General features: G+C 68.3%; 11 protein-coding genes. 2 read left to right on the top strand and 9 right to left on the bottom strand.

The window, feature by feature from the left end; translation table 11 throughout:
* Nucleotides 1-8 precede the first annotated feature (8 nt).
* The 9 genes from ACV7NO_RS16155 to ACV7NO_RS16115 all read right to left on the bottom strand — a co-directional run bounded on the left by ACV7NO_RS16155 (nt 9) and on the right by ACV7NO_RS16115 (nt 9,462).
* Nucleotides 9-701: a peptidylprolyl isomerase gene (locus ACV7NO_RS16155; RefSeq protein WP_463406977.1), complete on the bottom strand. Its 693-nt coding sequence runs from the start codon at nt 699-701 to the stop codon at nt 9-11.
* Nucleotides 702-872: 171 nt separating this feature from the next.
* Complete coding sequence (gene coaD, locus ACV7NO_RS16150; protein WP_463406976.1) at nt 873-1,376, bottom strand: pantetheine-phosphate adenylyltransferase; 504 nt, start codon at nt 1,374-1,376, stop codon at nt 873-875.
* A 225-nt stretch (nt 1,377-1,601) separates the two neighbouring features.
* Nucleotides 1,602-2,501, bottom strand: a complete 900-nt coding sequence (locus ACV7NO_RS16145; RefSeq protein WP_463406975.1) for a polyprenyl synthetase family protein — start codon at nt 2,499-2,501, stop codon at nt 1,602-1,604.
* 5 nt (nt 2,502-2,506) lie between these two features.
* Nucleotides 2,507-2,770 (bottom strand): exodeoxyribonuclease VII small subunit, encoded by a 264-nt coding sequence (locus tag ACV7NO_RS16140; protein ID WP_463406974.1) that lies wholly within the window; start codon nt 2,768-2,770, stop codon nt 2,507-2,509.
* A gap of 261 nt (nt 2,771-3,031) precedes the next feature.
* Complete coding sequence (locus ACV7NO_RS16135; RefSeq protein ID WP_463406973.1) at nt 3,032-4,720, bottom strand: long-chain-fatty-acid--CoA ligase; 1,689 nt, start codon at nt 4,718-4,720, stop codon at nt 3,032-3,034.
* A 45-nt stretch (nt 4,721-4,765) separates the two neighbouring features.
* A complete protein-coding gene (locus ACV7NO_RS16130; RefSeq protein WP_463406972.1) occupies nt 4,766-4,981 on the bottom strand; it encodes a hypothetical protein in 216 nt (71 codons plus the stop codon).
* A gap of 55 nt (nt 4,982-5,036) precedes the next feature.
* Entirely contained in the window at nt 5,037-6,686 is a 1,650-nt protein-coding gene (locus tag ACV7NO_RS16125; protein WP_463406971.1) for a GGDEF domain-containing protein, read from the bottom strand.
* A gap of 138 nt (nt 6,687-6,824) precedes the next feature.
* The gene (clpA, locus tag ACV7NO_RS16120; protein WP_463406970.1) at nt 6,825-9,140 is read right to left on the bottom strand and encodes an ATP-dependent Clp protease ATP-binding subunit ClpA; all 2,316 of its coding nucleotides are present in this window, start codon (nt 9,138-9,140) and stop codon (nt 6,825-6,827) included.
* Nucleotides 9,141-9,264: 124 nt separating this feature from the next.
* The gene (locus tag ACV7NO_RS16115; RefSeq protein ID WP_463406969.1) at nt 9,265-9,462 is read right to left on the bottom strand and encodes a DUF1192 domain-containing protein; all 198 of its coding nucleotides are present in this window, start codon (nt 9,460-9,462) and stop codon (nt 9,265-9,267) included.
* A gap of 80 nt (nt 9,463-9,542) precedes the next feature.
* Between ACV7NO_RS16115 and ACV7NO_RS16110 the strand changes: the two genes are divergently transcribed.
* Together ACV7NO_RS16110 and ACV7NO_RS16105 are read left to right on the top strand one after the other, a co-directional pair.
* Entirely contained in the window at nt 9,543-10,541 is a 999-nt protein-coding gene (locus tag ACV7NO_RS16110; RefSeq protein ID WP_463406968.1) for an NAD(P)H-quinone oxidoreductase, read from the top strand.
* 48 nt (nt 10,542-10,589) lie between these two features.
* Entirely contained in the window at nt 10,590-10,883 is a 294-nt protein-coding gene (locus ACV7NO_RS16105) for a GIY-YIG nuclease family protein (RefSeq protein ID WP_463406967.1), read from the top strand.
* Nucleotides 10,884-11,037 lie beyond the last annotated feature (154 nt).

The following is an 11,037-nucleotide window of genomic DNA, read 5'->3' as shown; positions in this document are numbered from 1 at the left end:
CGATGCGCCTACTTCGGCTTGCGCGCGGGAGCCTTCTTCGCGGGAGCGGCGGCGGGGGCGCCGAGCGTCACCGGCGCACCCAGCGACGCCGGCGCGGCGGTCGCGGGCGCGCGCTGGTAGGCGGGCGGGCCGTCGCTGGCGATATAGGCGTGGACGATCCGCGAGGGGGCCTGCGGCGGCTCGCCGCGGGTGATGGTGTCGACATACTGCATGCCGTCGACGACGCGGCCGAAGACGGTGTACTTCTTGTCGAGGCTCAGGCGCGGCTGGAAGACGATGAAGAACTGGCTGTTCGCGCTGTCCGGGCTGTCGGATCGCGCCGCCGACACCGCACCGCGGACGTGGGGGAGATAGTTGAACTCCGCCGCGACGTCGGGCAGCGGCGAGCCGCCGGTGCCATCCCCCTTGGGATCGCCGCCCTGCGCCATGAATCCGTCGATCACGCGGTGGAACAGCAGCCCGTCGTAGAAATGCTCGCGCGTCAGCGTCTTGATCCGCTTCACCATGTTGGGCGCGACATCGGGGCGCAGCCAGATCGTGACGCGCCCGCCGGTCGACAGATCGAGCAGCCAGAGATTCTGCTTGTCGCTGGTGACCGCGGTGCCCGTGGTGGCGGGCGATGCGCCCTGCGCGACCTGCGCGACGGCGGGAAGGGTAGCGACGCTGGCGATCAGCGCGAGGACGGCGGCGACGAGACGCATGGAAACCTTACGAAGAAAGGGGGATCGACGGCGGGCTTTAGACCAGATCGGCGCTTGCGCCAACGTGAATGGGCAAGGGGGGTCGGAGCCATCGTTACCCTAGGAAGAAAAGCTGGACCCCGGATCAAGGCTCTCCTGAGCTTGTCGAAGGGTCCGGGGTGACGGAGTCTCTCAGACCCCGCGGCGGCCGAGGACCTGGACGCGGGCGGCGACTTCGTCGCGGACCGCGGGGGTGACGAACTTGCCGATTTCGCCGCCGAAGATCGCGATTTCCTTGACGAGGCGCGAGGCGATCGGCTGAAGCGCGACGTCGGCCATCAGGAAGACCGTCTCGATCCGGTCGTTGAGCTGCTGGTTCATGCCCGCCATCTGGTACTCGTACTCGAAGTCCGCGACCGCGCGCAGCCCGCGGACGATCACGCTCGCGCCCTCGCGCTCCGCGAAGTCCATCAGCAGCGAATCGAAGCTGACGACGCCGATATCGGCATCGAGCCCCGCGACCTCGCGCTCGACGATCGCGAGCCGCTCGGGGAGCGAGAACATCGGCGACTTGGACGGGTTGGTGGTGACGCCGATGACGAGCCGGTCGACCAGCTTCGCGCCGCGGCGGATGATGTCCATGTGCCCGAGCGTGATCGGATCGAAGGTGCCGGGATAGACGCCGATACGGGTCATGATGTGCTCCAGTTGGTCCCTTGGGACGCGGCCCGGGACGGATCGATCCTCACGTTCGCGCCACGAGAATGTCCCCCGAAACTACGTCACCCCGGCCTTGAGCCGGGGTCCCGCTGTTGTGCCCCGCTCTTAAAGAAGCGGGACCCCGGATCAAGTCCGGGGTGACGTGGGACGCCAGCGTGTATCGTAACCGTCGACCGTCGACCGTCGACCGAGCATCGGCCGTCAGCGGTCGCGTTCCAGGACGTAGCGCGCGATGTCGCGGAGCAGGTCCGCTTCCGGGCCGTAGCTGTGGAGGTGCGCGATCGCCTGGTCGACGAGAATGCTGCTCTGCTGGCGCGCGGCGTCGACGCCCAGCAGCGAGACGAAGGTCGCCTTGCCCGCATCGCCGTCCTTGCGCAGCTTCTTGCCCGCGAGCGTCTCGTCGCCCTCGACGTCGAGCAGGTCGTCGACGATCTGGAAGGCTAGGCCGATGTCGTGGGCATAGCCGCGCAGCCCCGTGCGCGCCTCGTACGGCACGCGGCCGAGGATCGCGCCCGCCTCGACCGCGGCGCAGATCAGCGCGCCGGTCTTCATCGCCTGGAGCCGGGTGATGGTGGGAAGATCGAAGGTCGTCGTCTCCGCGACGAGGTCCATCATCTGCCCGCCCGCCATGCCGGCAGGGCCCGAGGCGCGCGCGAGGTCCGCGATCAGCTCGGCGCGGACAAAGGGATCGGCATGGGTGGCGGGATCGGCGAGGATCTCGAACGCGAGCGCGTGGAGGCAATCGCCGGCAAGGATCGCGGTGGCCTCGTCATAGGCCTTGTGGGCAGTCGGCTTGCCGCGGCGCAGGTCGTCGTCGTCCATCGCGGGCAGGTCGTCATGGACGAGGCTGTAGACGTGGATCGCCTCGATCGCGGTGCCCGCGCGCGTCGCGGCGTCGCGCGCCACGCCGAACAGCCGCGCGGTGGCGGAGACGAGCAACGGTCGCAGCCGCTTGCCGCCGCCGATCGCCGCATGGCGCATCGCCTCGTAAAGCCGCGCGCGGGGATCGTCGGGGATCGCCAGCAGCGTGTCGAAGCTGGCGTCGATCGCGTCGGCGACCTCGATCAGCGCGAGTTCGAGCGGGGTTGCGGCGCGCGCCATTGCAGTCACGCCGCCGCGAAGGGCTTGGTGCCCGCGGCGCGCCCCTCGGCATCGACTCGGATCGCCTCGATCCGGGCCTGCGCGGCATCGAGCCGGTCGGCGCAGCGCTGGCGCAGCGCGTTGCCGCGCTCGTACAGCCGGATCGATTCGTCGAGCGTCTCCTGCCCGGATTCGAGGCGGGCGACGATCGCCTCCAGCTCCTTCAGCGCGGCTTCGAACGACAGCGTGTCGACACTGGTGTCGGGGCCGGTATCGGGAAGAGTATCCATCGGGTCGCTATGGGGCAGGGGGTGATGGAGGGTCAAGGATGGCTGGCTTCCTCCCGCCATCCCGGCGAAGGCCGGGATCGCTTGCGGTTAGGTGTTAAGGAAGGGGCCGATCGACACTCAGCTATTGTTGCCGGCGCCACCTGCCAAACCCGTCACCCCGGACCTGTTCCGGGGTGACGAACAGGATGGCGGACCAAGTTGAATGTCGATTGGACCAAGATCGAGACAGGCCGCAGCTTTCGCCGGGATGACGATGGGGCATCACCCCTCCGCCATCACCTCGGCGACCAGATCCTTGCGGCTGAGCTTGCCGATCATCGTCTTGGGGAGCGCGTCGCGGATCACGACGCGGTCGACGCGCTCGTGCTTGCCGAGCTGGGGGTTGAGCCAGTCGCGCAGCGCGGCGTCGGACACGCCCGCTTCCGCATCGACGGTGACATAAGCGCGCGGGACCTCGCCGCGATAGGTGTCGGGCAAGCCGATCACCAGCGCCTCGCGGACCGCGGGGTGGTGATAGAGGGCCGCCTCGATCTGGCTGGGAAACACCTTGAAACCGGCGACCGCGATCATGTCCTTCAACCGGTCTACGATCGCGACGAAGCCGTCGACGTCGATCGTGCCGACATCGCCGGTCCGCAGCCAGCGCGTGCCGTCGGCATCGGTGACGAACACCTCCGCATCGGCATCCTCGCGGCGCCAGTAACCCTTCATGATCTGCGGGCCTGCTGCGACGATCTCGCCCGGCTCGCCGGCGGGGGCGGGACGCGTCGGATCCTCTTTGTCGACCAGGGCGAGGCGGGTGGCGGGGAGCGGCTGGCCGATCGTGCCGGGCTTGCCGGGAACGGCATAGGGGTTGGCGGTGAGCACGCCCGAGCTTTCCGACAGGCCGTATCCCTCGACCAGCGCGGCGCCGGTCGCGTCGCGCCAGCGCTGCGCGAGCTCGGCGGGGAGCGGCGCGCCACCCGAGATGCAGACGCGCAGCGACGCCATGTCGGTCTTCGCGAGCGTGGGATGATCGAGCAGCGCGCGGTACATCGTCGGCACGCCGGGCAGTGCGGTCGCCTTCGTCCGCGCGATCGTCGCCAGCACCTGCGCGGCATCGAAACGCGGCAGCAGCGCGATCATGCCGCCGTTGGCGACGGTGCGGTTGAGGACGCAGATGTTGGCGAAGACATGGAACAGCGGCAGCGCGCCGACGATCACGTCGGGGAGATCTGGATGGGGATCGATCGCGCAGACCTGCCGCGCGTTGGCGGTGAGGTTCGCATGGGTGAGCATCGCGCCCTTGGGCACCCCGGTGGTGCCGCCGGTATACTGGATCAGCGCGACGTCGCGCTCGGGCTCGACCAGTGCGGCGGGCTGCGCGCCGTCGTTGGCGATCAGCGCGGAGAAGGCGGTGATGCGGGCATCGGCGGGGCGGGTCGCGGTCTCGCTGCCGCGGAACAGGCGGTAGAAGAGCGACTTGGTGGCAGGCAGCGCCCCCGCGACCGAGCCGACGACGAGCCGTTCGAGCGCGCTCTTCTCCAGCACCGCCAGCGCGGTGGGGAGCAGGGCGGTGGCGGAGATCGTGAACAGCACGCGCGTGCCCGAATCGGCGACCTGGTGCGCGAGTTCGTCGACGGTGTAGAGCGGCGAGAAATTGACGACGGTCGCGCCCAGGCGGAGAATGCCGTAATAGGCGGCGAGATAATGCGGGACATTAGGCAGGAACAGACCGATCCGGTCGCCCTCGCCATAACCGAGTGCGGCCAGCCCCTGGGCGACGCGGCGCGCCCCGTCGGCAACCTCGGCATAGGAATAGCGGCGACCGAGGAAATCGATCAGCGGGGCAGGGCCATGCACGCTGGCGGATGCCTCGAACAGATCGGTCACCGACAGCGGGGCAAAGGTGGCGTTCCAGCGGGCGGGATGGCGATAGGCGCTGTGCCAGGCGGTCTCGGCAGCTCTCATTGACACGGGTGTAAGCAAGCGGCCCGGCAGCCGCAAGCGCCGGTGTCAGCGGATCACCGCCACGATCACCTGCGCGAGCATCGCCGCGACCGCATCGAGCGGGGGCGCGAGCCGGGCGTCGACCCGCGGCGCGTGTCCCGGATCGAGGCTGAGCGACACCGTGCCGACCGCGGGCGTCTCGCGCTGTGCGACCGCGAACAGCGCGACGGCGGCGAGCGCGACGCCGATCCGGCGGCGGCGGTAATCGGGTGGCTGGGTCATCGGCGGTCTCCCTCTTGCGAGCGCGATAGCCGATTCGTGCAAGCGGCGGAAGGTGTCAGGCTGCGATCGCGGGCGCGGCGTGGCGGGCGCGATCGCGGCCCGCATCCTTGGCATCGAACAACGCCCGGTCGGCGCGGCGATAGAGTGCCTTCCAATGCGCGTCGGTCTCGATCGCACCACGGGCAAGGCCCAGCGAGACGGTGACCGCGATATCGTAGGGCATCCGTGCGGTGCGGACCGAATCGAGGATGTCGGCGGGGGCCATGCCGGCGTCGGCGGGCGCCAGGATGGCGAACTCCTCGCCGCCCAGCCGCGCAACGATCGCGCCCGCCGGTGCAACGGCGCGCAGCGCCCGCGCGACGATCCGCAGGACCTCGTCGCCGCCGTCGTGGCCGATCGTGTCGTTGACGCCCTTGAAATGATCGATGTCCGCCAGCAGCAACACCTGCTCCCGGTCGCGCCCGATCGCGTCGCGCAGGAACGCGCGCCGGTTCGCCAGCCCGGTCAGCGGATCGCTGTCCGCCAGCAGGCGCGCGGCAACCTCGTTGTCGAGCGCATGATCGCGCTCGATCATCAGGAGGCGGAGCCGGTAGGCGATGGCGAGGCTCGACGCCAGCGCTTCGGCCGACATCGCGGCCAGGGTCGAATTGTCGAGCAGGAAGCTCCAGCGGAGCATGCCCAGATTGACGGCCACGCGCAACGCCGCCAGCGCGATCGGGGCGGCCCAAGTCAGCGCGAACAGCCAGAGATATGGGCTGCCGACGCGCCACGCCCGCCACAGGATCGGCACCGTGATCGCGACGACGGTGAGGAAGCAGATCGTGTAGACCCGGTTGAACAGCGCGAGTTGCCAGGGCGCGACCAGCGCGAACAGGATCGCGGCGCCGAGCTGCATCGCCATGATTACCGGCAGCAGCCGGCCGAGCCAGCCTGCGAACACGCGGCCTTCAAAGAAATGGCGCGCGAACAGCAGCGCCATCGCCCCCGCGCTCGCCAGCGACAGATAATTGACCCGCAGCCGCAACGTGTTCGGCATGTCGGGGAAGACCCACCCAAGCCAGCCCGACGACGACGCCGCATAGACCAGCAGCATCGCGACCATGCCGCAATAGACCAGCTGGAAACGGTGGCGCAGCGCAGCCCACACCGCCAGGTTGTAGACGAGAAGCGCGATGCACATTCCCGCGAACGCGCCGTAGAATAGCGCAAGCGTCTGGCCTGCCTGCTCGCTTTGATGCGGCGTCGCCAATCGCGGCCCGATCACGACGCCGAACAGATTGCCCGATCCCTCGACCCGCCACAGCAATGTGCGCAACGGGCCCGCATGGCGATCGGGCAGCGCCTGCTCGATGATCGCGCCGAGCCTGATTCGGTGCGAGGCGCCGCGATCGTCGATCTCCGCGCGATAGACCGCGCCGTCGCCATAGACGGCGTAGAGGGTCGCGTGGCGTTGCCAGACGCTGGCGACGCGCAACCGCGTCGCATCCGGCGCATGGGGAAGGCCTGTGGCGCGAACCCAGAAATCGCCCGAGCCGAAGCGGCGTTGCGGCGTCGTGCAATCAAAGCGTCCGGTCGCGGTCAGCATCGCGCGGGCGGTGTCACCGGCACGGACCGGCGCGATGCACGTGGCGATCGGCGTGCCGGCCATTCCCGCCTGCGCCCGGGCAGGTGCAGCAGCGACGACGAAGCCGATGACGGCGATCATCATCGCCACCACCGCAGAACCCCGGTTTGTCAGCCTCCGCCACATGCGGACCCGGATACGGGGGCGTATGCCAAAATAAGGTAAAGGCCGCGAAGTTTCCCTCGCGACCTTCGCCGTCCTTATCGCTGCGCCAAGGCGTCAGCCTGCATCGACCTTCTCGGCCTTCCCGCCCTTCTTGCGCGGCTTCTTGGGCGCGGCGGGTGCGATTTCGAACGCGAGAGCGCCGTCCTTCATCTTCACCGTCACCTCGCCGCCATGGACGAGCTTGCCGAACAGCAGTTCCTCCGCGAGCGGCTGCTTGATCTTCTCCTGGATCAGGCGGCCCATCGGGCGTGCGCCGTAGAGCTTGTCATAGCCCTTGGTCGTCAGCCACGCCTTCGATTCGTCGTCGAGATGGATGTGGACGTTCCGGTCGGCCAGCTGGAGCTCGAGCTGGAGGATGAACTTCTCCACCACCCGCGCGACGACCTCGGTCGGCAGGTAACCGAACGGCACGATCGCATCGAGCCGGTTGCGGAACTCCGGCGTGAACATTTTCTGCACCGCCTGCTCGTCCTCGCCCTCGCGGGTGAGCGTGCCGAAGCCGACCGTTTCGCGCGCCATGTCGCTTGCGCCTGCGTTCGTCGTCATGATGAGGATGACGTTGCGGAAGTCGACCGACTTGCCGTGCTGGTCGGTCAGGCGACCGTTATCCATCACCTGTAACAGGATGTTGAACAGGTCCGGATGCGCCTTCTCGATCTCGTCGAGCAGGAGGACGCAGTGCGGATTCTGGTCGACCGCGTCGGTCAGCAGGCCACCCTGGTCGAACCCGACATAGCCCGGGGGCGCACCGATCAGCCGCGAGACGCTGTGGCGCTCCATGTACTCGGACATGTCGAAGCGCTGGAGCGGGATTCCCAGTATCTGCGACAGCTGCTTGGCGACCTCGGTCTTGCCGACGCCGGTGGGGCCGGTGAACAGATAGTTGCCGATCGGCTTCTCCGGCTCGCGGAGGCCGGCACGCGCGAGCTTGATCGCGGAGGACAGCTTCTCGATCGCGGAGTTCTGGCCGAACACCACGCGCTTCAGATCCGTCTCGAGCGTGGCGAGTGCCATCTTGTCGTCGGTCGACACGCTCTTGGGCGGGATGCGCGCCATCGTCGCGATCACCTGCTCGATCTCCTTGGCGGTGATCGTCTTCTTGCGCTTGTTCGGCGGCACGAGCATCTGCATCGCGCCGACCTCGTCGATCACGTCGATCGCCTTGTCGGGCAGCTTACGGTCGTTGATGTAGCGCGCGCTGAGCTCCACCGCCGACTTGATCGCGTCGGGGGTGTATTTGACGTTGTGATGATCCTCGAACGCGCTGCGCAGTCCCGCCAGGATCTTGATCGTATCCTCGATGCTCGGCTCGTTGACGTCGATCTTCTGGAACCGGCGCAGCAGCGCGCGGTCCTTCTCGAAATGGTTGCGGAACTCCTTGTACGTCGTCGAGCCGATGCAGCGGATCGTGCCGCCGCTGAGCGCGGGCTTGAGCAGGTTCGACGCGTCCATCGCGCCGCCGCTGGTCGCGCCCGCGCCGATCACGGTGTGGATCTCGTCGATGAAGAGCACGGCGTCAGGCAGCTTCTCCAGCTCGTTGACGACCGCCTTCAAGCGCTCCTCGAAGTCGCCGCGATACCGCGTCCCAGCGAGGAGCGCGCCCATGTCGAGCGAGTAGATCACCGCGGGCAGCAGCACGTCGGGCACTTCACCCTCGACGATCTTGCGCGCCAGCCCTTCCGCGATCGCGGTCTTGCCGACGCCGGGATCGCCGACATAGAGCGGATTGTTCTTCGAGCGGCGGCACAGGATCTGGATCGTGCGGTCGACCTCCGCCGAGCGGCCGATCAGCGGATCGACCTTGCCGATCTTCGCCTTCTCGTTGAGGTCGACGCAGAACTGCTTGAGCGCGCTTTCGCCCTTCTTGTCCGTGGCCTTATCCTTCTTCTCGTCGTCGGCGCCCTTGGGCGCGGGGGCCTCCGCGGCGGTGGTGCCCTTGCCGACGCCGTGGCTGATGAAGCTGACCGCATCGAGCCGGCTCATGTCCTGCTGTTGCAGGAAATAGACGGCGTAGCTCTCGCGCTCGCTGAACAGCGCGACGAGGACGTTGCCGCCGGTCACCTCGTCGCGGCCCGACGACTGGACGTGGAGGATCGCGCGCTGGACGACCCGCTGGAAGCCGCTGGTCGGCGACGGATCGGTGGCGCTGTCGACCTTCAGCGCATCGAGCTCGGTGTCGAGATACTGCGCGACGGTGGCCTTGAGCTCGCCCAGGTCGACCCCGCAGCCGCTCATCACCTTGGACGCATGCTCGTCGTCCACCAGCGCGAGCAGCAGATGCTCGAGCGTGGCATATTCATGACGGCGTGAAGACGCGGCCTCGAGCGCCTTGTGCAGCGTGGACTCGAGAGCGCTGGCAAAGGATGGCATTACATTACTCCTGTCGGGCCGCGGCGCATGCGCAGGCCCTTTTTGGATATGTCGGAACGGCGCGGCTCCACATCAAGCATCGGGCGAGGCGTCCCTGCGGCTCGCCGGACCGATCCGCCGGCATTCATCGCCGGAAGAGCTGATCGGCGCTTGCGCGGTGATCGGTGGCGTGGGCCACCCGTGCGCGGGCGCGTTCGATCTCGCGCGTCAGGATCGCGATACGCGCTTCGAGTTCCGCTACCGAAAGCGGGTCCAGATCCTGGGCGACGAGTGCGGTGAGCGGGTCGCCGGGGCTTCGTCCGAGGATTTCGTCCAAGTCCACATCCGACAACGTTGACCCCCGTCGGAGCGAAGTCAATAAGGCCCGCGCCGATTTCAGCCGGCGCGAGGGGCCCCCCGACGATGAGCGACCTACCCGAGACGATGCAGGCGATCGATCCCGAGGAGCCGGGCGGTGCCGAGATCCTGTTGCCCGTTACCCGCGCAGTGCCGGCGCCGGGGGCGGGCGAGGTGCTGGTCGAGATCGCCGCTACGGGCGTGAACCGGCCCGACGTGCTCCAGCGCAAGGGCGGCTATCCCCCGCCGCCGGGGGCACCCTCGATCCCCGGGCTCGAGTTCGCGGGCATCGTCGTCGCGCTGGGCGAGGGCGTCGAGCGCGAGGCCCTGGGGCAGCCGGTATGCGCGCTGGTCGCGGGCGGGGCCTATGCCGAATATGCGGTCGCACCGTGGGGACAGTGCCTGCCGGTGCCCGAGGCGCTGACGATGATCGAGGCCGCCGCGATCCCCGAGACGCTGTTCACCGTCTGGACGAACCTGTTCGAGCGCGGCTTCGCGAGCGAGGGCGACAGCGTGCTCGTCCATGGTGGCACCAGCGGCATCGGGACGATGGCGATCGCGCTGTGCAACATCTTCGGCATCCGCGTGATCGTGACCACGGGATCGGCGGACAAGTGCGCGGCGGCGACGCGGCTGGGCGCGGATCACGCGATCGACTACAAGGCGGAGGACTTCGTCGCGCGGGTGGCGGAGATCACCGGCGGCAAGGGCGTGCAGGTGGTGCTCGACATGGTCGGCGGGGACTATGTGCCGCGCAACCTGAAGTGCCTGGCCGACGATGGTCGCCATGTCTCGATCGCGGTGCAGGGCGGCGCGACCGCGACGATCCCGATCTTCGAGATCATGCGGCGGCGGCTCACGCTGACCGGATCGACGCTGCGCGCGCGCGACACCGCGTTCAAGGCGATGGTCGCTGACGAGCTGTCGCGGATGGTGTGGCCGCACGTCGAGGCAGGCCGGCTGAAGCCGGTGATCGACCGGACGTTTCCGCTGGCGGAGGCGGCGGACGCCCATCGGCGGATGGAGGCGGGGGATCATGTGGGGAAGATCGTGTTGATCCCCTGACCACCGTCGTCCCCGCGAAGGCGGGGGTCCATCTCCGGGAGAAGGGAAATGCGCGGCGGTTGGGTCTCTATTCTGGCGAACCGCGAGAACGGGGCGCTCTACACCGGGGCGACGTCGGATCTGCCCGCGCGAATGGTGCAGCATCGGGATGGGCAGGGCAGTGCGTTCTGCCGGGAGTATGGGATCGATCGGCTGGTCTATGCCGAGGCGCATGACCGGATCGAGGACGCGATTGGGCGGGAGAAGGCGATCAAGAGGAGGTGGAACCGGGCGTGGAAGATCGCGCTGACCGAAGAGGGGAATTCCGAGTGGCGCGATCTGTTCTTCGACCTCAATCGGTAGCGCGCGGCCAGATCGCAGGAGATGGATCCCCGCGTTCGCGGGGATGACGGGAGAGGCGGGGATGACGGGGGGTAGCGATTGTCCCCGAACCGTCACGCCGCCGTGACGCCTACGTAACACAAGGCGCCTACAGGCATCGGGCAGGGGAGGGCCT

Source organism: Sphingomonas sp. Ell38C01 (genome assembly GCF_055231975.1).
Note: the sequence above shows the minus strand (reverse complement) of the source record. Positions and strands in the feature narration are given on the sequence as shown.